The organism is Desulfatibacillum alkenivorans DSM 16219 (genome assembly GCF_900142135.1).
Classification (GTDB): domain Bacteria; phylum Desulfobacterota; class Desulfobacteria; order Desulfobacterales; family Desulfatibacillaceae; genus Desulfatibacillum; species Desulfatibacillum alkenivorans.
The window spans coordinates 120672-143017 of record NZ_FQZU01000004.1 but is presented as its reverse complement, the minus strand read 5'-3'; the positions used below and the strand labels follow the sequence as shown (position 1 = coordinate 143017).

24 protein-coding genes are annotated in these 22346 nt (G+C 55.7%); 14 read left to right on the top strand and 10 right to left on the bottom strand.

Features of this window, described 5'->3' with window-relative positions:
- The first annotated feature begins 36 nt into the window (after positions 1-36).
- Positions 37-1089: a helix-turn-helix transcriptional regulator gene (locus BUE18_RS05400; RefSeq protein ID WP_139264620.1), complete on the top strand. Its 1053-nt coding sequence runs from the start codon at positions 37-39 to the stop codon at positions 1087-1089.
- A gap of 392 nt (positions 1090-1481) precedes the next feature.
- Here the strand turns inward: BUE18_RS05400 and BUE18_RS05395 are convergent, their stop codons facing one another.
- On the bottom strand, positions 1482-2270 hold the full coding sequence (locus tag BUE18_RS05395; protein WP_073473695.1) for an RNA 2'-phosphotransferase: 789 nt from the start codon (positions 2268-2270) through the stop codon (positions 1482-1484).
- 145 nt (positions 2271-2415) lie between these two features.
- Between BUE18_RS05395 and hemL the strand changes: the two genes are divergently transcribed.
- The 12 genes from hemL to BUE18_RS05335 all read left to right on the top strand — a co-directional run bounded on the left by hemL (position 2416) and on the right by BUE18_RS05335 (position 12465).
- On the top strand, positions 2416-3693 hold the full coding sequence (hemL, locus tag BUE18_RS05390) for a glutamate-1-semialdehyde 2,1-aminomutase (RefSeq protein ID WP_073473693.1): 1278 nt from the start codon (positions 2416-2418) through the stop codon (positions 3691-3693).
- Positions 3694-3814: 121 nt separating this feature from the next.
- Positions 3815-4036, top strand: a complete 222-nt coding sequence (locus BUE18_RS05385; protein WP_342039436.1) for an AtpZ/AtpI family protein — start codon at positions 3815-3817, stop codon at positions 4034-4036.
- An 8-nt stretch (positions 4037-4044) separates the two neighbouring features.
- The gene (locus BUE18_RS05380; RefSeq protein WP_073473689.1) at positions 4045-4437 is read left to right on the top strand and encodes an ATP synthase subunit I; all 393 of its coding nucleotides are present in this window, start codon (positions 4045-4047) and stop codon (positions 4435-4437) included.
- Complete coding sequence (gene atpB / locus BUE18_RS05375; protein WP_073473687.1) at positions 4438-5127, top strand: F0F1 ATP synthase subunit A; 690 nt, start codon at positions 4438-4440, stop codon at positions 5125-5127.
- 90 nt (positions 5128-5217) lie between these two features.
- A complete protein-coding gene (atpE, locus tag BUE18_RS05370) occupies positions 5218-5496 on the top strand; it encodes an ATP synthase F0 subunit C (RefSeq protein WP_073473685.1) in 279 nt (92 codons plus the stop codon).
- 110 nt (positions 5497-5606) lie between these two features.
- Complete coding sequence (locus BUE18_RS05365; RefSeq protein ID WP_170868275.1) at positions 5607-6257, top strand: redox-sensing transcriptional repressor Rex; 651 nt, start codon at positions 5607-5609, stop codon at positions 6255-6257.
- 98 nt (positions 6258-6355) lie between these two features.
- Entirely contained in the window at positions 6356-7270 is a 915-nt protein-coding gene (locus tag BUE18_RS05360) for a diguanylate cyclase (protein WP_073473682.1), read from the top strand.
- A 19-nt stretch (positions 7271-7289) separates the two neighbouring features.
- A complete protein-coding gene (locus tag BUE18_RS05355) occupies positions 7290-8357 on the top strand; it encodes a histone deacetylase family protein (protein WP_170868274.1) in 1068 nt (355 codons plus the stop codon).
- 91 nt (positions 8358-8448) lie between these two features.
- Positions 8449-8811, top strand: coding sequence for an LIM domain-containing protein (locus BUE18_RS05350; protein ID WP_073473680.1), 363 nt, complete (start codon positions 8449-8451; stop codon positions 8809-8811).
- A 515-nt stretch (positions 8812-9326) separates the two neighbouring features.
- Positions 9327-9851, top strand: coding sequence for a PTS sugar transporter subunit IIA (locus tag BUE18_RS05345; RefSeq protein ID WP_170868273.1), 525 nt, complete (start codon positions 9327-9329; stop codon positions 9849-9851).
- Positions 9852-9858: 7 nt separating this feature from the next.
- Positions 9859-11580: a chloride channel protein gene (locus tag BUE18_RS05340; protein WP_073473676.1), complete on the top strand. Its 1722-nt coding sequence runs from the start codon at positions 9859-9861 to the stop codon at positions 11578-11580.
- A gap of 57 nt (positions 11581-11637) precedes the next feature.
- Positions 11638-12465 carry a universal stress protein gene (locus BUE18_RS05335; protein WP_073473674.1) on the top strand — a complete coding sequence of 276 codons (828 nt, stop codon included), beginning with the start codon at positions 11638-11640 and terminating at the stop codon, positions 12463-12465.
- A 294-nt stretch (positions 12466-12759) separates the two neighbouring features.
- On the opposite strand, the gene BUE18_RS05330 is transcribed toward BUE18_RS05335, so the two are convergent.
- Both BUE18_RS05330 and BUE18_RS05325 read right to left on the bottom strand, forming a co-directional pair.
- Entirely contained in the window at positions 12760-13317 is a 558-nt protein-coding gene (locus tag BUE18_RS05330) for an Hsp20/alpha crystallin family protein (RefSeq protein WP_073473672.1), read from the bottom strand.
- An 81-nt stretch (positions 13318-13398) separates the two neighbouring features.
- The gene (locus BUE18_RS05325) at positions 13399-14067 is read right to left on the bottom strand and encodes an Hsp20 family protein (protein WP_073473670.1); all 669 of its coding nucleotides are present in this window, start codon (positions 14065-14067) and stop codon (positions 13399-13401) included.
- Positions 14068-14665: 598 nt separating this feature from the next.
- Here BUE18_RS05325 and BUE18_RS05320 point away from each other — a divergent pair.
- Positions 14666-15496 carry a 1-acyl-sn-glycerol-3-phosphate acyltransferase gene (locus BUE18_RS05320; RefSeq protein ID WP_170868272.1) on the top strand — a complete coding sequence of 277 codons (831 nt, stop codon included), beginning with the start codon at positions 14666-14668 and terminating at the stop codon, positions 15494-15496.
- A gap of 12 nt (positions 15497-15508) precedes the next feature.
- On the opposite strand, the gene BUE18_RS05315 is transcribed toward BUE18_RS05320, so the two are convergent.
- The 7 genes from BUE18_RS05315 to BUE18_RS05285 all read right to left on the bottom strand — a co-directional run bounded on the left by BUE18_RS05315 (position 15509) and on the right by BUE18_RS05285 (position 22334).
- A complete protein-coding gene (locus BUE18_RS05315; protein ID WP_073473668.1) occupies positions 15509-16081 on the bottom strand; it encodes a hypothetical protein in 573 nt (190 codons plus the stop codon).
- A gap of 116 nt (positions 16082-16197) precedes the next feature.
- On the bottom strand, positions 16198-16773 hold the full coding sequence (locus tag BUE18_RS05310) for a hypothetical protein (protein WP_073473666.1): 576 nt from the start codon (positions 16771-16773) through the stop codon (positions 16198-16200).
- Positions 16774-17328: 555 nt separating this feature from the next.
- Positions 17329-18063 (bottom strand): methylenetetrahydrofolate reductase C-terminal domain-containing protein, encoded by a 735-nt coding sequence (locus BUE18_RS05305; RefSeq protein ID WP_073473664.1) that lies wholly within the window; start codon positions 18061-18063, stop codon positions 17329-17331.
- Positions 18064-18079: 16 nt separating this feature from the next.
- Positions 18080-18826: a retropepsin-like aspartic protease gene (locus BUE18_RS05300; RefSeq protein ID WP_073473662.1), complete on the bottom strand. Its 747-nt coding sequence runs from the start codon at positions 18824-18826 to the stop codon at positions 18080-18082.
- Positions 18827-18834: 8 nt separating this feature from the next.
- Complete coding sequence (recD2, locus tag BUE18_RS05295) at positions 18835-21024, bottom strand: SF1B family DNA helicase RecD2 (protein WP_073473660.1); 2190 nt, start codon at positions 21022-21024, stop codon at positions 18835-18837.
- Complete coding sequence (gene gmhB, locus BUE18_RS05290; RefSeq protein WP_073473870.1) at positions 21017-21610, bottom strand: D-glycero-beta-D-manno-heptose 1,7-bisphosphate 7-phosphatase; 594 nt, start codon at positions 21608-21610, stop codon at positions 21017-21019. The genes recD2 and gmhB overlap by 8 nt, the downstream gene beginning before the upstream one ends.
- A 7-nt stretch (positions 21611-21617) precedes the next feature.
- Entirely contained in the window at positions 21618-22334 is a 717-nt protein-coding gene (locus BUE18_RS05285) for a septal ring lytic transglycosylase RlpA family protein (RefSeq protein ID WP_073473658.1), read from the bottom strand.
- Positions 22335-22346: the final 12 nt, after the last annotated feature.

The window sequence follows — 22346 nt, the reverse complement described above, 5'->3', positions numbered from 1 at the left end:
AAAATCGCGGATGCGCTCAGAGAGCTGCATCATGCCTTGATTAATACGCAAGATTACAGTGAATTCCCGCACATCCTCACCTCTGTCATAAACACGTTGATTCCGGTGGACTGGATGGGGCTCTACACGTTCGGACTTCCGCAAAATTCCTATAACGTGGCCACTAATCCGGGGCTTCCCTTTGATTGGAATGAAAAATACATCGAAGTCATGGAGCATGACCCGGTCAGGGAAAAGTCTTTAAGGCAGCCTGTGGGAGGCGCGTGCATTTTTTCCCCAAAGGACTTCTATTCCAGCGAGGAAGCGGTCTATTGCTATGAAACATCCAAAAAATATACGGACACCACGCAGTTTTTAACCCTCCACTGCGCCCGGACGCCCGCCATAGACTCGGGCATTGCTTTTTATCGGACCGACGAAAAATTCGCCTTTGAAGAAAGCGACCGGCAAACCCTGGAATACCTGAGCCCGTTTCTGGTTTCCTTGTCCCACACCATGATGCTTCATGCGGAATTCGACCTGAAGCGCGCCGCCCTGGAAACTGTTTGCAAAAGTAGTAAGGACTTGTATCTCTGTCTGGACGGCGCCCTGAACATAATCGATCTCCCCCAAGAAACCGAGGCGTTTTTAAGACGATGCTTCAAGCATTCGGCCTGGAGAATCCTTCCTGAAGACATTTTGATATGGCTTAAAAGCGCCGTCGCCCCACGGGGCGCCATCCCCCCGGGCGCCGGCCCCTGGACAACCGTTTGCGTTCTCCCCGACTTGGAGCTGACAATGACCGCCCACGCCGTGGTTACGGAACAGCAAAGAACGGTCCTGGTGCTTCTTCTAAAGCCGCATGACCGCAAGGAGGATTTCGCCGTCCTCGCCAAAGACGGCTTAAGCCCCAGAGAGCAGGAAGTCCTTTCCTACCTTCCCTTGGGCTACTCCAACCTGCAAATCGCCCAGGCCATGAATATCGCGGAGGTCACCGTAAAAAAGCATTTGAAAAATGCGTCGAGAAAACTGGGAGCGTGCGGCAGGACCGAAACCCTTTTCAACGCCATGAGACGAAAGTCCCTTTTGGAAAGCGCCTCCGTGTTCTGATGATTTTGGCGCCTGCGTTGTGCGCGCGCACCACCTGCGCCCGCCTTCCTGCGTTTGCACCGCCTTGATGCTCAGCATGCGATGCAAACGTAGAAAGCGCTTTTCCCTCTCCCTGACGCCAACCATCCCCCGTCAGCCGCACTTTTTTTTGAATGTATCATAGTAACCGTTCCGAGTGCGGAGGGCAATTATCCTTTCGGATACCTTTTGGGAAAATCTGACGGATAAACCGGCCGGGCGCAGGGAGAGCGCGGGGAACGCGCAAATAGGGCGAGGGAACCGCGCGACTAGGGCGCGGAAACCGTGCGACTACAAAAAAAACGGTTTCGATGGAGTATTCCCATTCGGGAATGATGACCACGGGCGCGGCAGGCCGCGCCCGTTGGGGGGGGTTAATCTTCGTCGTCGCGGCCTTGGCGGCGTTGGCGGCGGGCGTCTTCTTTCCAGGAGCGTTTTTTGCGGCCGCCTTTTTTCTTAAAGCCTTTATCTCCTTTGCCCTTGCCGTAGCCCTTGCCGTAGCCGTCGTCCAGGTCCATGGCGAAGGCCCCCATGGACAGGGCCGGGTCCTCCGCGGGCTTGGGTTTGGCGGGTTTCTTGGCGGCCAGCATCTCCTCCACTTTGGGAAGCGGCGGCCCGGTAAAGCAGCCTTTGGGAATGAACTCCGCGGTCAAAAGCAGCTCCCCGGCTTCCTCAAAGACCACGCCCCGATCCTGGGCCATGGCCGTATTGATGGTCAGGATAATGGGATTGCCGTCCCGTCGCCTTCCGATGCGAAAGGCCATGTCTTCGTCCCGGCATAGGATCACAAAGGGCGCGCCTACCGGGAAGATGCCCTTTTTATCGATTTCGGGATAGGTTTTGTTGCGGGCGCCCACATAAAGCAGTTTGGGCAGGTCCTCCGGGACTCCCGTATAATATAAGGACGGGTCCCACTCCACGGCCCGGACGATTCCCTCCTCGTGTTCGTACTCTATGGCGGGGTCGTCCAAAGTGTAGGCCACTTCCTTGATATGCGCCTTGTTGACGTGCTTCCATCCGTCTTCCTCGGAAAGGGCCCTTACCAGGTCTTTCACTTTCACCCAGCCATCCTCGTCCGGAAAGAGGCCGAACTCGTCAGGCCTTCGCCCCAGTGCGTAGGCCAGTAACTTGTTCAAAGTCTCCGGTCTTTTACCTGATCCCATGATTTCCTCCGTCGTTCAGGGTCTTATGGTATTTTAATACCAAAGCCTGGGAATAAGGAAAAGCTTTCTTGACGCTTAGACCCCGCTTTGATAGCAATTTTTCACGATTGAAACCTTATTTTCTCCTGAAAGGAGGCTTTCGCATATGGAAAAATCCAAAGAACTATTCGCCAGAGCGTGCAAAACCATCCCCGGCGGGGTGAACAGCCCGGTGAGGGCCTGCGGGTCCGTGGGCACGGACCCGTGTTTTATCGCCAGGGGCCAGGGCTCGGCGATTTTTGACGCGGACGGCAGGCAATACATTGATTATATAGGCTCCTGGGGTCCTTTGATCCTGGGGCACCGGCATCCGGCCGTGATCAAGGCCATTGAAGCGGCCCTGGCCAACGGGTGCACCTTCGGCGCCCCCACGGAGCTGGAAATCGAACTGGCTGAAGCCGTGGTCGACATTGTGCCCTCGGTGGAAATGGTCCGCATGGTCAATTCCGGCACCGAGGCCACCATGAGCGCCATCCGCCTGGCCAGGGGCGCCACGGGCCGGGACGGGATCGTGAAATTCGACGGCTGCTATCACGGCCACGGCGACAGCCTGTTGGTGGCGGCCGGGTCAGGCGTGGCCACTCTTGGGATTCCCGGAAGCCCGGGCGTGCCGGACAAGGTGGCTGAGTCCACCGCCTCGCTGGAGTACAATAATATTGAGGCGGTCAAGGAATATTGCAAGAAAAAGGGCGACCGGACGGCCGCCATCATTGTGGAGCCCGTGGCCGGAAACATGGGCGTGGTCGCTCCCAAGCCGGAATTCATCCAAGGCCTGCGGGAGGTTTGCGACCAGTACGGCATTGTTTTGATTCTGGACGAGGTCATGACCGGATTCCGCGTGGCTTTGGGCGGCGCCCAGTCCCTGTACGGCGTAACGCCGGACCTCACCACCATGGGCAAGGTCATCGGCGGCGGCCTACCGGTGGGCGCTTACGGCGGCAAGCGCTCCCTCATGGAGAAAATCGCGCCTTCCGGGCCGGTGTATCAGGCCGGGACCCTGTCGGGCAATCCCATGGCCATGGCCGCCGGAATTGCCGCCTTGAAGGAAATCAGCGCTCCCGGTTTTTACGAGGCTTTGGAAAAAAGCTCCCAAACTTTGGCCGACGGCCTGAAAAAAGCAGCGGCGGACGCCGGCGTGGAAGCGGTGGTAAGCCGAGTGGGTTCCATGCAGACCTTATTCTTTAGCGCAGGTCCGGTGGAAAATTTTGAGGACGCCAAAAAATGCGACCTGGATCGTTTTTCCAAGTTTTACCAGGGGATGCGGGATGAAGGCGTCTTTTTACCGCCGTCCCAGTTTGAAGCGTGGTTCGTGTCTGCGGCTCATACGGAGGCCGATATTCAAGCCACCCTGAAGGCGGCTGAAAAGGTCTTTAAGCAATTATAGCTAAAGTACGTTTTTGGTTGACTTCGAGGCTTGCGTTTGGTACGTTTCGCCGTCCCGTACCCGCATGTGCTGTTTTTCACATTCGCGTGCAAACTAAACAGCCGTGTGCGTACAAGGCAGGATGATGAACAAAGAAACCCTTAAATTTATTAGGGAAATGTCCTATTTCAGCAGCCTCGGACTTTCCGTGGCCCTGGCCATTGTCATCGGCCTGGGGCTGGGGGTGTATCTGGACCGGCGGTTCGATACGCATCCTTGGCTGACCTTTGTCGGATTGGGTTTTGGAATAGCGGCGGGATACCGGAACATCTGGCTGGCCCATCAAAAGAGCCAAAAGATGTGAGGGGGATCATGAACGAGTCCTTGGAAGAGCGTCTTATAAAAAATGTGGTTTGGGCCAACTGGGCGATATTCGCGCTGGCTAGCTGCATTGGGCTGTATATGGCGCCTGGGCCGTTCGCCATGGGCATTATTTGCGGGGGACTGATTACGGTGGTTAACTTCCATCTGCTGTCCCGTACCTTGCAAAACGCCTTGGACCCCGGCCCCGGGACCAATCATCGGGTTGTGGTGGCCAAGTATTACCTTCGCTTTTTCGTCAGCGGCCTGCTGATTTTCGGTCTTTTGTTGTTTAGAATAGTACATCCCATAGGTCTTTTTGTAGGATTATCCGTGGTCGTGGCTGGCATATTTATAGCCTTGATCCTCGAATTGAAATATGTTTTCAGCAAGGAGGCAAGATAAGTGAAGCACTTTTTCGAATTTTTTCCGTGGCTATTTAGTTTGGTCGGCTTAGATCACTTCGGTCATGAATACCATCATATTATTTTCTCCTGGGTGGCCATGATCATTTTAATCGGTCTAAGCGTTGTGGCGGCGAAAACCATCACCATGATTCCCGGCAAGGGGCAGAACGTCCTGGAAATCATCGTGGGCGGCCTGGAAGAGTTCATGGTCGGCGTTGTGGGCGAGGAAGGCCGCTGGTTCCTTCCCCTGGCAGCCACCCTGTTCCTGTACATTCTCGTATGCAATCTCATGGGTCTGCTTCCCGGTTTCTTTCCCCCGACTGCTAACGTGAACACGCCTCTTTCCTGCGCCATTGTGGTTTTCTGCTTCACCCACTTTTTGGGCATCAAGCATCATGGAGCCAAATACATCAAGCACTTCATGGGCCCCATCCTGGCGCTGACGCCTCTGTTCCTTATCCTTGAAACCATTTCCCATCTCGCCAGGGTTCTCTCCCTGACCTTCCGTCTTTTCGGAAACATGATGGGTCACGAACTGGTGCTCATGATTCTGTTCTTCCTGGCAGGCGCTTTCCTGGCGCCCCTGCCGATCATGGCCATGGGCATCCTGGTGGCGGTTGTGCAGGCATTCGTGTTCTTCATGCTGTCCATCATGTACTTTGCAGGCTCCATTGAGCACGCGCATTAGTCAAGGCTTTCAAACGCGTTTTAAACGTGTATGTAAGGGTTTTTGGAAGAAGCCCGATATTAACTATCTTTTTTGAGGGAGGTTTTCGTAATGGAAGCAACAGCTCTTAGTTTCTTTATCGCAGCAGTAACCGCAGCAGGTTTTGGTATGGCTATCGCAGCTTTTGGTTGCGGCATCGCTCAGGGTATCGGCCTCAGGGCCGCCGTTGAAGGCATCGCCCGTAATCCCGAAGCATCCGGCAAAATCACCACCACCATGCTGATCGGTCTCGCCATGATCGAATCTCTGGCCATCTACGCTCTGGTTGTGGCCCTGATTCTCATCTTCGCCCATCCCCAGGCTGGCGCCATCGCCGCTCTGTTGGGCTAAGAGACCCCGCGGTAATATGGTTTAAAAAAAGAGGGGCTGCCGTAAAACGCAGCCTCTCTTTTTCTCCATTCTTGTGAAAAGGTTCACTAATCAAGACTCAGGATAATCTTGTGCATAAGATACCAAACATAGCGGTTATACGTCTGGCTCTGTATGCCAAGCACTTGGAAATGCTCCATAATGACGGTGTGGAGTTGGTGTCCTCCGTTAAGCTGGCGAAAATGTGCGGCGCCAATCCCGCCCAGATTCGTAAAGACCTAGCCTACTTCGGCCAGTTTGGAGTCCGGGGCGTGGGCTATTACGTCAACGATTTGTTGAACGCCCTGAAAGAAGTCATGGGGACCAACCGCACATGGCGGCTGGGCCTGTTTGGTGTGGGAAACCTTGGCAAGGCCTTGCTCGGATTTGAACAGTTCGCCCAAAGGGGCTTTATTTTCACCGCCGCGTTTGACAAGGATATAGACCTTGTGGGAACCGAAGTGCAGGGCATGGAAATTTCCCAGTCAGAAGACATCAAAGAAGTGATCAAAGGCCCGGGATGTTTCGACATAGCCGTGCTCGCCACAGGGGCTGACAGGGCGCAGGACTGCGCCATGCGCATTGTTGAGGCTGGAATTCACGCCATTTTGAACTTCACTCCCGTCCGGCTTGTTGTGCCGGAAAATGTATTTGTGGAAAACGTGGACTTTACGGTCCGCTTGCACGCCCTGTGTTACAGCCTGACCACAGGCAGTGACGTGACTCAGCGTCACCCCCGCTAAACGCTTGTTCCCTCGCTCTTTTCTCTACGCTTGCACAAAACTTCGCCAATGTGCTAACGGTTAATATTCCGTTAAAATTTGCACCGGAGGGATGCGTCATGTTTGAGGACGGCCAATTTCGTAAAGATATATTGGATAATCTGTTTGACGGCGTTTATTGCGTAAACAGGGATAGAATCATCACCTATTGGAGCGAGAGCACCGCCCAGTTGACGGGATTTTCCGCCCAGGAGGTGGTTGGCAGGTCGTGCCATGAAAACCGGGTTATGTATGTGGACAACTGGGGGCATAACCTGTGCGAGGCGGGCATGTGCCCTGCCATGAAAACCATGCACGACGGAATTCTAAGGGAGATCACCGTTTCATACCACCACAAGGACGGGCATCTGGTGCCGGCTCAGGCCAGAATTTTGCCCTTGCACGACAAAAAGGGGCGCATAACCGGCGTGGTGGAGATTTTCCAGGACGCCACGCCCGTTCTTCGCGAAAGGGAAAAGGCCAAGGAGCTGGAAGACCTGGCCTTGAACGATCCTTTGACCCGGGTGGCCAACAGGAATTGCGGAGAGGCCCGGCTGGAGGCCAAACTGAATGAGTTCAGAAGATACGGCTGGCCTTTCGGCATTCTTTTCTGCGATGTAGACAAATTCAAACAGGTCAACGACACCTACGGGCACGACGTTGGAGATTTGGTTTTAAAAGCGGTGGCCAAGACGCTTTCGGGCAATCTGCGAGCGTCAGACATTGTCTGCCGTTGGGGAGGGGATGAGTTTTTAGTCATCCTGCCCAACATTGATTTGCAAACGCTATCCCAAATTGCGGAAAAGGTGCTGCGCATCATAGAAAAGAGCCGGGTAACCATAGGCTCAGGGGACAATCAAAGAATCGTCAAGGTGACCAGCTCCATCGGCGGCACAGTAGCCCGGTTGGACGATACCGTGGAATCCCTTCTGAAAAGGGCGGATGAACTTATGTACCGAAGCAAACGCGCCGGCGCCAATCAAGCCGCCGTGTAGTCTGCAGGAGGATGGAAGAATGAAAATGCTGCTTGTCTGGGGCGTCGCCGGCCTTTGCCTGTTCGCATTGTTCTTACGCCCGGCCGCCTTTGGCGATCAGCCGGAAATCCCTTTGCCTATTGTTTACAGCAAGCATTACAACATTACCTTATACGGGATTCAAAAGCTCCATCCCTTTGACAGCGAGAAGTACGGCCGGGTTTACAAATATCTTGAGAAAAACGCCGGGCTGTCGCCTGACCGCATCTACGAGCCTGAGGAAATTTCGGAGCTGGATCTTTTGCGGGTGCACTCCCGGGAGTATTTGAACTCTCTGAAAAAATCCACCGTCGTGGCCGAAATCGCCGAAATGGGCGCCCTGAAATTCATGCCCGGCTTCCTTCTGGACAAGAAAATCCTCAAACCCATGCGCTACGCGACAGGCGGCACAGTGCTTGCCAGCCGCCTGGCCCTCCAGTACGGCTGGAGCGTCAATCTTTCAGGCGGATACCATCACGCCAAGGCAAACCAGGGGGAAGGATTTTGCTTTTACGCCGACATCCCTGTCGCCGCTCATCTCCTGTGGGAGCAAAGCCCGGGGATGAAGATCATGGTCGTGGACCTGGACGTTCACCAGGGCAACGGGCACGAGGCGATCTTCAAGGACGATCCGCGGGTTTTCATATTTGACATGTACAATGCGGAAATATATCCCCGCGATAAAGAAGCGGCCGAATACATCGACTTCAATCTGCCCGTCGATTATGGAGCGAAGGATGAGGAGTACCTCGCCCTGTTGAGGGAAAACCTGGAGCCGGCTATCATTCAATGCAATCCGGACTTGATTTTCTACAATGCAGGCACTGATATTTACAAAAACGACCCTCTGGGAGTTTTGAGCATTTCGGAGAAAGGAATTATGGACCGGGACGAGGAAGTGTTCAGAACGGCCGGAAAGCTGAACGTTCCCGTCGCCATGGTCCTTTCCGGGGGATACACCAAGGAAAGCGCCGGCATCATCGCCCGATCCATAGAAAACCTATTGAAAAACGTCTTCAAGGCCGGCAGTCTGAGGATGGCGGAAGCAAACAGGGCGCCCTGCCTTTGACCCACAATAACCCTATAAAAAACCGCTGAACGAAAAAGCCGCAACTGGATTAGGACGGAGTATTTTTCCCTGGACCCAAGGAGCAACTGCCATGAAATGCCGCCAATGCAGCCGGGATATTCCCCAGGACGACCGCTACGAACACATTGGAAACGTTTATTGTGAAGACTGCTATATTCAGATTCTATCCCCCGCCCGGTTCTGCGATCCCTGGGCGGATTACAGCGCCAAATCCTTTGAGAAGCATGGAATGATTACTCCCATGACGGAAAACCAGAAAATGCTGCTGAAAGTCGTCAAGGAGTTGAGGAAAGCGGAGCCTGCCGACTTGATAGAGCGCACCCGCGGCGTCATCAGCCCTGCCGACGGAGAGCGTGAACTTGCAGCCCTGTCCCGTATGGGAAAAATCGAAATCAAAAGCGTGGAAGGCAAGGCGATGATCCGGGCTTTGTAGTTCAACGCTGCGGAATAACGGCAGTTGCCCGGGATTATAAGCGAAGTCAAAATCAGGGGGGCCTGCATAGAGCGGTATGAGTAGAATCAGGCGCCGGACCAGGAATATAATCATTATTTCATCAATAAAAGACACACTGTATTGAAGAATCTCCTATCCCAAGCAAATCATTTTTTATAGGGGTTGACTGTACGCCTTCTTTGTCCTATTTTGCCTCCCCGTGGTTTGTTTTTCGGAACAGCCCAAATTTTTAAAAACTTTTCATCCTTAATTCAGGGTCGCGAGCGGAAATTTTTTCGTTCCAAAGAATATACCCCCTGTCTTTTTAAGACAGAGGGTGGACGTGTTTTTTGCTTATGAAAATGGACATCAGACAAGCGGCGGCTTTTTTGAGTCTGCCGGTCAAAACTCTTGAAAGATGGATAGCCCAGGGATTCTTACCCGTACCGGCGGGCCCCAGCAGCGCTCCCATATTTGATAAGAGCTGGCTTGCCAATTGGGCCAAGAGCAAGAATTTGAGCATAAGCCAAACATGCCAGGACGATCCCGAATGTCCGGCGCCCGCTCACAACCTGGTTCAGGCCATGCGCCGGGGAGGGGTGTTCAAGGACGTGGAGGGCGGCACCGTGGATGAAGCTCTGACTCAGGCGGCGTCTCTTTCCCCGGTGGCCGGCGATCACTTGCAGGCCTTCACCCAGCAGCTTCTGGAACGGGAGCGTTTATGCTCCACGGGGCAAGGCAAAGGGGTGGCCATTCCCCACGTCCGCAGCCAGACGGAGGATGCAGGGGCGGAAGCCTCGGTCACCACCTGCTTTCTTAAAGAGCCTTTGGACTTCAACGCCATTGACGGAAAGCCCGTAACCACCCTTTTTCTTCTCATAAGCCCTTCAGTGGACGTTCATCTCCGCCTTCTTTCGCGGCTTGCCTTTTGCCTGCGGGACGACTCTTTTGTAGAATTTTTGAATCAGCGCCCCACTTCGGACGATTTGTTGGGAAAAGTGCAGGAACTGGAAGCCAAGGTGGCGGACTCCGGTTTATAGGTTAGCCATGACGCCAAAAAACATAGCAGGCATGGCCAAACGACTGTTTTTTCTGCGTCATGAAAAGGTGGCGCTGCTTCTCGCCGGCGTCCTGGTGGGATGCTGCAGCGGCGTTGCTGCGGCCGGACTGAGCTTCGCCATTGAACATCTTTCAGAATTATGCGCCCACGCCAAGCATTATTGGTGGGTGTTCGTCCTGCCCGGCGTTGGGGCGGCCTTATCCTCCCTGTTTTTAAACAAAATCGTCCGGGAAGGCGCAGGGCATGGGGTGCCGGAAATCATTTATGCAGTCTCCCGGCGCGGAGGCCTGCTTCGGTTTCGTTCCAGCTTTTCCCGGCTTGTCAGCAGTTGCCTGACCATCGGCAGCGGCGGCTCGGCCGGACCGGAAGCCCCGGTGGTCATGAGCGGGTCGGCCATCGGCTCCAACATCGCCCAAAGGCTGGGCTTTCCGTCCCGTCACAGGATCACTTTGGTGGGGTGCGGCGCGGCGGCGGCTATTGCGTCCATCTTCAACGCGCCCATCGCCGGAATTGTCTTCACCCTGGAAGTCGTGTTGGGGGAATGGACCGCCGTCAACGTCATCCCCATCGGCGTGGCCTCCGTGGCGGGCACCCAGGTGGGCCGGCTGCTGATGGGCAACAGCATTCGGTTTTCCCACGCCCATTTCAGTCCGGGAACCTGGGATATCGCCGCGGCGTTTGGATTGGCCCTGGCCACGGCATTGGTTTCCGTGGCCTTATCCCGCATGATCCGAAGCAGCGGCAAGATGTGGGGCAAGCTGCCTGCATCCAAGATGAGCCGCGCCTTTGTGGGCGGCGCCTGCGTGGGTCTTGTGGGCCTTTTTTTTCCCCAGGTCCTGGGAGAAGGGTACAACCAGATTTACTCCCTGATTCACGGCCAGTACAGCCCCGGCCTTGTGCTGCTTTGCGCCATACTGGGGCTGAAAATGCTGGTTACAGCCACGACGCTGGGGTCCGGGGGCTCGGGCGGCATCTTCGCGCCGGGCCTGGTTGTGGGCAGCTTTACGGGCGTGGCGTATTTCAGGCTGTTAAGCCTTATGGTTGACGTCGGGCATCTGGCGCCCGAAGGATGCTACGCCCTGCTCGGCATGGCCGGCATCATGGGCGGCATGCTCCAGGCGCCTTTGACGGGCCTGTTTTTGGTGGTGGACATCACCAGCGGGTATGAGGTCATTCTGCCGCTGATTGTGGTGTCTCTGGTCTCCTCCAGCGTTTGCCGGTATTTTGAATCCGACTCCTTTTACCTGAAGGACCTGAAGGCCGAGGGCGGGCTGATCCGGCCGGGCACGGACGAAAGGGTTTTGGAGGACTTGCAGGTTTCGGAGGTGCTGGAGCATAATCTGATCCCGTTGAACAATCATATGACCCTTGCGGACCTGGTGGCGCAGGTCAAATCCTCGCATAGGAACCACTTTCCGGTCCTGGATGTGAAAACCAATGAGTTTTTAGGAATGATCGACCTTGCCAAGGTCAGGCCATACCTGTTCAACCGGGAATTGTACGGAACCGTCCTTGTCGTGGACATCATGGACCACTTTCCTCCCGCTGTTTCTCCGGATGAAAGGCTGACGGACGTTCTGGAGCTTATGGACCGAATCCAGGCTTTCAGCCTGCCCGTAATATCAGGCAAACGCTTTTTGGGCATGGTATCCAAAGGGACCCTGCTGGATCATTACCGCCGCGAGTTGATAGTCCAAACCACTTATTGACCTTGAGGCCTCAGCTTGGCGCCTTGCTCAACAAATCACGAATAAGGAGCAAATCCCATGGTTAACAGTCTCTTACACGTTTTCAGAAACAACGCCTTCGGACGGGAAACCTTTATGCAGTCCTTGTATTTCTGCAAGACCCTGGACTTCACCCTGAGGGTGTACATCCCCCGTCATTCCAAGTTTCTCATGTACTTTGAAAACGAAGTGACCCAGGTGGATTTGGACCAGTCCTACCTTTCGGACCCGGAAACGGCCCAGGAGCACGTGGAGGCCCTGGCGAAAAAAGCGGGAGTCTCCGTGGACTTTCTCACGCCCAAGGATTTCACCGCCTCCACCCTGCCCGACGTCCCCATCGGGTTCGACTGCATGTGCTGCCCCCGAAGCATGAGCGACAAAACAAGCCGCATCGGCCTGGGGTACGTCGGCCCCAAGGTGCGCAGAATCGCCGTGGCCGCTCCTTTTCCCGTGCTGGTGACCAGCCTGTGCTACAAGCCCTGGAACAGCGTGGCCGTTTTTTTCGGCGGTTCGGCAAACGCCTTCAAAGCCCTTTCCATGGGTTTGTCGCTTAGCAGGCGCTCCGGCATGCCCCTGGATCTTTTCACCATCGAGGAAGGGGACGTCAACCGGGAAACCCTGGACAACCTGCTCCAGGCGAGGGAAATGACCTCCGTGGTGGAGGAAGGCGTCCGCGAATGGCATTTTCTGAGCAAGTCCAAACTGGAGGACAACCTTTACGAGATTCCGCCCGACGCCTTGACCGTCATCGGCGCTTACGGCCACGGCATGATCCGCGAAGCCCTGTTCGGCAGCAAGCTGGAGGTCATCCAGTCCCAGATCATCAATAACATGATGATCGTAGGGCCCAAGTGCAGGGTCTTTTAATCTTCCATTGATCCACCCCAAAAGCGGAGCCGGCGCCAATGCCAAAAAGGCTGTTTATTGCTGCTCTCACCCTGGCAGGCATTCACTTCGCCCTTCTGTCTGGTTCGATAGTTATAGCCTTTGGCGCCACCATGGAGAGGTTCGACGACAGTAGTCGCGAAGAATCTATCATCGTTTGTTCCCCGAATATTATTACCTTTTTAAACGCAATTTGTAATCAAACGCCGCTCCGGCTTCTTGACCGGGGCGGCGCTTTTGTTTTTACTTCAGGGAACGCGATACATATCTCAAGCGTCATGCGGCGGACACTTCGATTTTCCGGCCCTGTGAAGCCGGGGCTTCCTTTCTGGGGATGCTGATTTTCATGACCCCGTTTTTATAAGATGCTTTGATGCCGTCCTGATCCGCATCATTGGGCAATGACAGGACCCGCTGGAACGAGCCGTAAGAGCGTTCCATCCGGTAGTGGTTCTTGCCCTTTTCTTCGGTCTCCTGCTTTTTCTCGCCGGAAATCCGCAGGACGTCCTTGTCTAATTCCAGGTGGATGTCCTTTTCCTCCATGCCGGGCAGTTCCACGGAAACCTGATATTCCTTATCTGCGGCGCTGATGTCCAGGGTGGGCTTGATCCACGGGTCCCTGGTCAAGGCCGGCAGGCTCCAACCGGTTCCCAGGCCGGGCATGCCGAAGCTGCGGAACACGTCATCGAACATCCTGTCGATTTCACTGTGCAACTGGGCCAGGGGCGCCCGGGGCTGCACAGCCTGCTCGGCGCTTTTGTTCACAATGGGCAGATTTTTTTCTTCCTGTTCCTTTTTAAACCAGTTCCATGGTGCGAGTTTTTTGGCATCCATAATAATGACCTCCTTGCTCTTGATCACAATTAGCGGACAATTCCCGCAACACAGTTCCGCCTGACCGGCGGGCCTTCCATACTATACTTTGGGCACGGTGATGATTATCTGGTCATCGCCGTTGGTGATTTTGGCGCTTCCGTAATTGGCGTCGTCAGGCAGGGAAAACCGCTGGCTGACGGTGGAGGCAACCTCCTGCCTGGCCGTCACCTCGCCGTCGGCGTTTTTCTTTTCCACTACTTTGTTCAGGGTTCCCGAAATTTGAATGCCGTCTTTGGTGACGTCCACCTTCAAATCCTGGCTCGACCGGTTGGGTATGGAAATCTTGTACTCATAGGCGTGGGCCTTATCCTCCATGCTCATGGAAAAGGAATCGTGGCCCGTAAACCGGGCGTCGTACCAATCGTCCCAGGAGTCGTCAAAAGAGCCCTGCAGTCCTTTCTCCAGTTTTTTGTGGATATCCCTTCTCATCTGCTCCATCTTTTGGAAGGGGTCGGAGTTGTCCTTGAAAAAGCCCTCATCAAAAAATTTATCCAGCATGTCAAAGGCCTGATCCTGGCCCTGCTTGAACTCCTTGGAGAAAGATTTTGAAAAAGACTCAAGGCCCTTGGGCATGGCAGGCGCACTCAAATCGTCAATTCGGATGGGCTCGTCCTTGTCTTTCAGCAGGGCGGCGCCCAGCAGGACGCAAACCGCCAAAAGAGCCAGAACGCCGATTTTGGCCACGGTGTATTTCTTTTCCAGTTCCATGAGATTCTCCTTTCCGCACAATAGGCCGCGGTTTCGAAAGAGCGCTTTTCCTCCGAAAAGGGACCTCACTTGTCAGGTGCGATCTGTTTGGTTGGGATTTTTCCAGCTTGCAGGGAGGGATTAACGGCCCCGAATTCCTGCATTAAGGGCGGTTCTTTATGGAAAGGCGTTGGGTTTCATTTTTTTCCTCCTTCTTCGGCTGAAAGACAGAAAAAAATATCAGCTGCGATGTTATTCTTATGAATACATTCAACTTACGAATACAAAATAACGCAACGCCATGCCCTGTCAAGGGGGGGCGGACGACTTTTTATGAAAAGCGGCTCCATGTAGCAGACAAATAAACGGAACGCCCATTGGCTCCAAATCAATACAGAAAGGGACGCTGGGTCCCCCTTTCCGTAATTGCGCCGCGATGATTGCATCACAGCCCTCATCATCCCGCCGCATTTCTCCACGGGGATGGGGGAAATACTGCGGCAGGCGATCGCGGCATGTGCTCATGACATGTTGCGTCAAAGGGTTCGGGTGTGGTATCCTGTTTATCAAACGTGGAATTCTCATCAAAAAATCTCTCTTAAAGGCCTTGAGACAAACCATGCTGGATTTTCTAAAAATGCGGGACATCGACGCCCTGGACAACAGGGACCTCGGCCTCATCGACTGGGTTTCCCCTTTGACGGGCAGGCTGCTGAAGGCCTATTTCCGCGCTTCGGTGCACGGCCTGGAGAACGTCCCCCGAGGGCCGGCGTTGTATGTAGGCAACCACAATATGGGGATGATGACCCTGGACACCTTTATTTTCTTTACGGAGGCGTACAAAGTTCTGGGCGTGGACGCCCTGCCCTACGGGCTGGCCCATGACTTGCCCATCAGGCTGCCCGGGGTCAATCAAGTGCTTACGAAAATGGGCGGAATCCGGGCCTGCCACGAGAACGCGGCCAAGGCCTTCGCCCAGGGTAAAAAGGTGGTGGTCTATCCCGGGGGAGATACGGACGCCTGGAGGCCCTTCAAGCACAGGAACAAGATTGTATTCAGCGGCCGCCGGGGATACATGAAGCTGGCGCTCAGGGAAAAGGTTCCCATCATTCCCTTTGTGGCGGCGGGCGCCCAGTCGACGACTATTATCGTGAGCGACAACCAATGGCTCGCCAAGGCCCTGGGCATGGATAAATGGCTGCGCTCCAAAGTGTGGCCCCTCACCTTGTGCCTGCCCTGGGGAGTCGTGCCCGGACCTGCGCCGGTCTTTCTGCCCTACCCGGCCAAAATCAAGATCGAGGCCATGAAGCCCATACGATTCCGCCGCCGCGGCCCCGAGGCCGCGGAGGACCTTGATTACGTCAACCAATGCGCCGACAAGGTGGAAGCCGCCATGCAGAAAACCCTCACTCGCCTGGCCGGCGAGCTTAAAGGCGAAAAGGCCGCCTGACCGCTTCGCCCTTTAAAACCGGATGACCACCTTGTATTCCCACACGTTAAAATCCCCCCATGGGATCAGTCTTGTCCCGGCCCCAAGGCCGGGAGGGAACGGGTCTCTGGCGCGCAGGATAAAGGGGCCGGCGTCCGTATATCCATAGACTACATAATAGTGATTCCGGTTGCCGATCACCACCAGCTTGTCAGAGCCGATATCCTCCCGGAAGTCCCGGGGTAAACAGGAAGAGCTAATGGCTCCGCCAAGATCCCAGTGGTTGAAGATTCCGTACGTGCGCTTTACCATTGCGACTCTCTCGCTGTCCGGATTGGGTGGATTGCCTGAGACCTCCAATTGTTCGGGGGTGATATCGTCGTCCACTTCCAGCAACAAGTCGGTTTCGGCGGCGGTTGACCAGGCGAGAAGAAGATCAGGATCTCCCTGGCTGATCAGCAGCATGAGACTGGCATAGGCGATGCCGTACTGGGAGGGAACCTCCATGTTCAGGTAAGCCCTGACCATTTGCTCTGCGGCGGCGAAGCACCATGCGCCGGTTTCCTGGGCCACCAGGCCCGGAGGGCCGGTCACGTCTCTGGACATAGCAATACCTCCATAAATGCGCGGCCAGGCGGATATTCTCAGGCATGCGCGGTTCCCTGCCAAAATCCGTCCTAAACGCGCCAGGCGCGCAAAATCGCTTTGACACGCCCAAAGGATTAAAACCGGATCACCACTTTGGCGTGCCAAGCGTTGAAGTTGGCGTAGGGAACCGTTGTGGAAAGGCCTCCCACGCCCGTGGGCATGGGGTCCCGGACTTTGAGGTCAAATCCGTTGATGTCGTTATATCCATAAACCACATAGTAATGGATAAAGTTTCCGATCACCACGATCTTGTTGGCCTCTATATCGGCCCGGAAATTCCCCTGGGTGGCCTGTCCGCCTAAACTCGCCCCCGCAAAAGGCGCTATGTTAAAAGCCCCCATTGTGTTTTGCACCAGGGCGACCCGCTGGCTGTTGGGATTAGGAGGGTTGCCGCTCACGGCCAACTGGGCGGGCGTAATATCCGCAACCACGCCGTTCATCAAATCAAGCAGTGTGGCGTTGTTCCAATTGGCCAAATGGGGCGGCGCCATGGCCCCGACCAGTTGCATGAGGCTGTTGTAGGCGATTTCGTACTGGTTAAGGACAGGGAGCCCGTAGTAAGCGCGCGCCATCTGCTCCGCGGCGGCGAAGCACCAGGCGCCGGTTTGCTGGGCCACAAGGGCTGGGGGGACGTTCACATCTCTTGACATGGCACTTTCCTCCTTTGCAGTAAAAAGGAACGAAACAATGGGCCTGACATTATCATGGGCATTTATTTATTGTGTAGTACATAATACACGACTGGTCAACAAAAAAATGCCGGCTGCCTCCTCGGGAATAGAATTCCTGGGTGCTCATACTATGTCGCGTGCAAACCAATGGTTATATTCCAAGGCAAGTCCAAAATGACGCTGGGTCCCGGCTTGCGGACGATCCTGAAAAGCGGATCGCCCTTGCCGGGATGACGGCCTTTTGCGCCTGACTAAAATCCGGAGGACGCTTGCCGCCCTTCCGTCAGGATAAGGGAGGATCCAAAACCTTTTGGCAGTTAAAGCTTCCGCTCTCGGTCATCCCCGTGAAGGGAGACGCAGGGATGAGTTTGGGGGACATGACCTTATCTCGGGTATAGTGAACCTAATCAGCAAGGACTCCGATGAGATAAGGATCGTGTCCCCCTAACTCTGCACTCCCGGAAACGGGGACCCAGTGTTCCTGCAATCTTGGCGGAGGAAGGGAGCAATCTCTAAAGCACATTTGGCTCAGGATTACAAAATCGAACTGATTATCCGGGCGAAGCGGCCGCTTTTGGCCATGGCCCATCCGGCCAGGGCCTTGCCCAGGCCGGGGAACTCCTGAGGAATTTCAGCGGCGAGGCGGGGTTCGCCGCTGTTTTTATGCCTTGCTTCCAGGGCCTGGAGGGCCTGGAGGTCTCCACGCTTTTCAATTTCCTTCCACACGCATTTGCGAGCGGGGTCCAAGGCGCACTGATCGCCCTCCCGGGGCTGTTTGGGGCAGGGGGAATATTGGCGCTTGGCCGGGCACTTGGCTATCGGGCAGACGCCGCCGGTGTAAGTGAGGACGCACTGGCCGCAGCCGGTGCACAGGCTTTCCGCAATAATGCTTTCTTTCCGCGTGACCACAGCGCTTCCCATGGAGTCCAGGGCCGCGACAATGGGCATGCCGGGATCTGTAATGAATGCGGATTTAACGCCGCCGGAGCAGGAGAGCATGACCAGGGCGTCGCATTTGGCGGCGACGGGGTCCAGGTGCACTTTTTTGGTCTGGCCCATGATTTCCTGGGAGCAGCAGGCCACAACGCATTGGGAGACAACAACCTTTTTGCCCCATTTTTTCGCCAGGCGGCGCATTTTTTTCAGCCCCTGATAACCGCCCGTGCCGCTCAGGTTGGCGCAAACGGCGCAGGAGATGACGGCGATGCGATCCTTTCCCTCCAAGGCCAGCCTGATTTCCTCTTCAGGCTTCCACTCGCTTTTTACCATCAACTTTCCCCCATTTTTAGCGGGACCAGACAAGGCGCTGCTTGTCGTAGTCCACATGAAACTTGTAGCCCATGAGAAAATCCATGCCCAACAAGCCGTCGTGGCCGCCGGCGGCCCTTCTTTCCAGCACAAGGACGTTCATGTTTTTTCTTTTATTGGGGCCCACCCTGATTTCATCCACGGGTATGTCCATGGCAGGCAGCAGCCCTCCCCCCACAACCTGGATGCCTGTCATGCCCCCGTCCTCCGGCTTCAAACCCAACCGCTCGCCCACGTCTTTGTTGATCAAAGTCCTGTTGGCGCCGGTGTCCAACAGCATGGATGCGGTTACGGTCTTGCCCTTAAAACGGAACTGAACCGGCACCACCACCTGGTTGTTGGCGATGGTCACGGCCGTGTATCCGTGCGAACCCCTGACGTCATTGGCGGTTGCCGCGTCCGCCTTGTTCTGCAACTGCTGCATTTTTTGCCGTTCGCGCTGGGCCTCCAATAGCTGCTCCCGGCGCATTTGGCGATAGGCCCGCTCCCGCTCCCTCCTGGCTTCCAGGGCCGCTTTTTCGGCGGGAGTCATGTGGTCCGACTCTTCGGTGTAGCTTTTTATCTGGTCCCTGTATTCGGGAGGAACTTTTGCGATGTCGTCCACATAACAGGTCTTTCCGGAATCGTCTTTGTATCTGTAGAATTCCGCGCAAAGAAGGGCCGGAAAGCACAGCAGCGCGATCAGCAGCAGAATGGGATAAAAATATGCGGACGGCTTGATCATTGGAGCCTCTATTGGTCATCCACCAGGGACGGGGAGGTTTGGCGCAGCCTGTGAGCCAGCCGGGTGGCGCGCCGGGACGGCGTGTCGTTTCCCACGGCCAGGGACACGGCCTTTTGGCTGCCCACCAGCACCATAAGGCGTTTGGCCCGGGTGATTCCGGTGTAAACCAGATTGCGCTGCAACAAGGCGTAATGGGCCGTGGAAAGCAGCATGATCACCGCCGGATATTCCGATCCCTGGGACTTGTGGATGGTAACGGCGTAGGCCAGGACCAGTTCCTCCATTTCGCTGAAAGTATAGGGGACCGGGCCGGCGTCGAACTCCACCACCACGCTTTTGGAGGATGGATTCACTTTGGCGATCGTCCCAATATCGCCATTGAAGACCTCCTTGGAGTAATTATTCTTGATCTGCATGACTTTGTCGCCGGGGCGAAACGACTGCTCTCCCTTGATAAGCAAGTCCACCCCGGGATTCAAAACCTTTTGCAACTGCCGGTTCAGGTTGATGGTTCCCGCAGGCCCTTTGTGCATGGGCGTCAGCACCTGAATCTGGGTCATGGGGTCGAACCCGAACCGGTTGGGGATGCGCTCCCGGCACATGGTCAGCACCAGGGACACCATCCTCTCCTGGTCGTTTTCGGACAGGAAATAGAAATCCGGGTCTTCCTTGCTCTGGTCGCGGACCGTGACCAGGTCCTCCCCCGCATTAACCCTGTGGGCGTTGCGGATAATCAGGCTTTGGGCGGCCTGCCGGAAAATTTTGGTCAAGTGAAAAACCGGAACCCGGCCCGACTCGATGATATCCCGCAATGCATTGCCCGGCCCCACGGGGGGAAGCTGGGAAACGTCGCCCACCAGGATGAGCACGGCGTTCATGGGGATGGCCTTGATCAGGTGATACATCAAAAAGGCGTCCACCATGGAGGCTTCGTCCACGATGATCACGTCTGCGTCCAGGGGCTCTTCCTCGTTGCGGAAGAACTTGCCGGTTTTAAAGTCGTAAGCCAGGGCCCTGTGAATGGTGGAGGCGTCCCGCGAGGTGACCTCCGCAAGACGTTTGGCAGCCCGTCCCGTGGGAGCGACCTGGAGCACGCTTTTTCCCATGGCGGAAAACAACAGTTGGACCGACCGGACCAGGGTGGTCTTTCCCGTACCCGGCCCGCCCGTGATCACGGAAATCCGGGAGCCGAAAATTTTTTCCAGCACGTCCAGCTGCTCTTCGGACAAACGAATGGCGAAGCGCTGGTGCACCCGTTCCAGGGCTTCCTCGGCCTTGATTTTTTTCAGGTTCAAAGGCACGGTCAAGAAGGCCTGGATGCGGCGGGCCAGCCCGACTTCCGCGGCGTAATAGGCGGTCAGGTAAACGATATCAAGCGGGTTTTCCGGATCCTCCGTGATTTTATCGAAAATCACCTTGCCCGTCTGCCACATGCCGCTGAGGACGTTATCCACGTCCGAAGGGTTCTGATCCAGCAAGGAAGCCGCCTCGTGGATCAACTCCTCCCGGGGCAAATAAAAATGGCCGTTGTTGGAAGCCCGGCCCAGGGCGTGAAGGACCCCCGCCTCCAGGCGTTTGGGCGAGTCCGCCGGGATGCCCATTTTCCGGGCGATGCCGTCGGCCGTGGAAAAGCCTATGCCGGCCACGTCTTCGGCCAGTTTATACGGATTGTCCTTGATAATTGCGCCGGTTTCCTGGCCGTAGGTCTGGAATATGCGCACCCCGTAGGCTGTGCCTATTCCAAAGCTGGCCAGAAACATGAGGACGTTGCGCTGGGTGCGCTTATCCTGCCAGTCGGCGATGATTCCCTTGAGTTTTTTTTTGCCGATGCCTTTGACTTCGGAAAGCCTTTTCGGGGATTCGTCCAGGATTTCCAGGGCCTTTTCCCCGAAATGATCGATGATGCGGTCGGCCATGGCCGGCCCCACGCCCCGGATCATGCCGGAAGCCAGGTAATTGCGCACCCCCTCGGTGGTGGAGGGCAGGAGGATTTCAAAGGCGTCCACCTTGAATTGCTCGCCGAAGCGTGGGTGGACGTCCCACTCGCCCCGGGCCTTGATGGTCTCCCCCACGGCCAAACGCCCCATGCCGCCCACCAGGGTTTTCAGGCCATTGTCCGTGTCCACCCTGGCGATGGTGTACATGTTGCGTTCGTTAAAAAAGGTGATGCCCTGCACTTTGCCTTGGATCTCAGGCATGAAGGCCTCCGAAGGCTTCCTTATCCCGGGCAAGGAGCCATTTCACCGCATCGAGCAGGTCATGAGCCGCATAATCGGGCTCCACGCCCTTACGGCGCAAATCCTCCAGGGCGGCTTCGCCGTTCCCCGTGCCCACCAAAAGGGCCAGGCCGCACCCGGCGGCCCTGGCGGCCAGAACGTCTTTGGCGCTGTCGCCGATCATGGCGTGGTTGGACAGGTCCAGGCCGAAAGCGTCCCTGGCCTGGTGCAACAGCCCCGGCTTGGGCTTCCGGCAATCGCAATGATCGTCCGGCGTATGGGGGCAGAAAAAAATTTCGCGGATTTCGCCGCCGTTTTCCGCCGCAACCCGGCGCATATTGTCATGGGTGTCCTGCAAAACATGGGGCTCAACCATTTTCCGTCCTATGATGGACTGATTGGTGACGACCACCACATGATATCCGTTTTCCTTCAGTAAGGCCAGGGCCTTAAGGCTGCCGGGCAGAAAATGGAACTCCGACCAGTTCTTGATATAATGGGACGAGTCCCGGTTGATCACCCCGTCCCGATCCAGAAAAACAAACTTCCCGCTGTGCAAATTTTTCATAATACCTTTATTCAGCAACCACAAAGGCGTTTTTATATCCCCTGGACCTCATGACGGACTGAAACTGGGCGGCCTGCTCCAGGGTGGAGCATTGTCCCACCCGGACCCTGTAGTACCGGTCGTTTCCGACCATTGCCTGGACCATATGGGCGTTATTGTATTTGACCGACAATTTGTTTACCAGATTTTCGGCGTTGGTCCTATCTTTAAAAGCCCCTATCTGAATTGTAAAGTTGCCTTTATAGTAGACGTTCCGGTCTCCCTGGACCGCTCCGGCCGGAGGCGCCAGGGCTTTGATGCGCACTTTAGCCACGCCCGGACCCACCAGACCGATTTCCTTGGCCGCGGAGTAGGACAGGTCGATGATGCGGCCTCTTACAAAGGGGCCCCGGTCGTTGACGCGCACGTCGCAGGTTTTTCCGTTGGTGAGATTATAGACGCGCACCCACGTGCCCAGGGGAAGGGTTTTGTGGGCGGCTGTCATGGCGTGCATGTTGTAGGTTTCGCCGTTGGCGGTTTTCTTGCCGTGAAAATCCTTCCCGTACCAGGAGGCTTTTCCTGTTTGGGTGAACCCCCTGGCGTCGGGAATGGGATGGTACCATTTGCCCTGGATTTTATAGGGCCTGGACGTGGGCGCGGAGGTCTTTATCTGCTGCTTGGGCGGCGGCGGCTCCTTGACGCAAGCCGGAATCGCCGCCAAGCAGAAAACAATCAAAACGCCCATGGCGGCTGCAAG

Bases quoted from the DNA above. Each gene is read 5' to 3' on its own strand.
- BUE18_RS05395 (WP_073473695.1), bottom strand. From the start codon at position 2,270: ATGGGATCAGGTAAAAGACCGGAGACTTTGAACAAGTTACTGGCCTAC.
- hemL (WP_073473693.1), top strand. From the start codon at position 2,416: ATGGAAAAATCCAAAGAACTATTCGCCAGAGCGTGCAAAACCATCCCC.
- BUE18_RS05385 (WP_342039436.1), top strand. From the start codon at position 3,815: ATGATGAACAAAGAAACCCTTAAATTTATTAGGGAAATGTCCTATTTC.
- BUE18_RS05380 (WP_073473689.1), top strand. From the start codon at position 4,045: ATGAACGAGTCCTTGGAAGAGCGTCTTATAAAAAATGTGGTTTGGGCC.
- atpE (WP_073473685.1), top strand. From the start codon at position 5,218: ATGGAAGCAACAGCTCTTAGTTTCTTTATCGCAGCAGTAACCGCAGCA.
- BUE18_RS05360 (WP_073473682.1), top strand. From the start codon at position 6,356: ATGTTTGAGGACGGCCAATTTCGTAAAGATATATTGGATAATCTGTTT.
- BUE18_RS05355 (WP_170868274.1), top strand. From the start codon at position 7,290: ATGAAAATGCTGCTTGTCTGGGGCGTCGCCGGCCTTTGCCTGTTCGCA.
- BUE18_RS05350 (WP_073473680.1), top strand. From the start codon at position 8,449: ATGAAATGCCGCCAATGCAGCCGGGATATTCCCCAGGACGACCGCTAC.
- BUE18_RS05340 (WP_073473676.1), top strand. From the start codon at position 9,859: ATGACGCCAAAAAACATAGCAGGCATGGCCAAACGACTGTTTTTTCTG.
- BUE18_RS05335 (WP_073473674.1), top strand. From the start codon at position 11,638: ATGGTTAACAGTCTCTTACACGTTTTCAGAAACAACGCCTTCGGACGG.
- BUE18_RS05330 (WP_073473672.1), bottom strand. From the start codon at position 13,317: ATGGATGCCAAAAAACTCGCACCATGGAACTGGTTTAAAAAGGAACAG.
- BUE18_RS05325 (WP_073473670.1), bottom strand. From the start codon at position 14,067: ATGGAACTGGAAAAGAAATACACCGTGGCCAAAATCGGCGTTCTGGCT.
- BUE18_RS05320 (WP_170868272.1), top strand. From the start codon at position 14,666: ATGCTGGATTTTCTAAAAATGCGGGACATCGACGCCCTGGACAACAGG.
- BUE18_RS05315 (WP_073473668.1), bottom strand. From the start codon at position 16,081: ATGTCCAGAGACGTGACCGGCCCTCCGGGCCTGGTGGCCCAGGAAACC.
- BUE18_RS05310 (WP_073473666.1), bottom strand. From the start codon at position 16,773: ATGTCAAGAGATGTGAACGTCCCCCCAGCCCTTGTGGCCCAGCAAACC.
- BUE18_RS05305 (WP_073473664.1), bottom strand. From the start codon at position 18,063: ATGGTAAAAAGCGAGTGGAAGCCTGAAGAGGAAATCAGGCTGGCCTTG.
- BUE18_RS05300 (WP_073473662.1), bottom strand. From the start codon at position 18,826: ATGATCAAGCCGTCCGCATATTTTTATCCCATTCTGCTGCTGATCGCG.
- recD2 (WP_073473660.1), bottom strand. From the start codon at position 21,024: ATGCCTGAGATCCAAGGCAAAGTGCAGGGCATCACCTTTTTTAACGAA.
- gmhB (WP_073473870.1), bottom strand. From the start codon at position 21,610: ATGAAAAATTTGCACAGCGGGAAGTTTGTTTTTCTGGATCGGGACGGG.
- BUE18_RS05285 (WP_073473658.1), bottom strand. From the start codon at position 22,334: ATGGGCGTTTTGATTGTTTTCTGCTTGGCGGCGATTCCGGCTTGCGTC.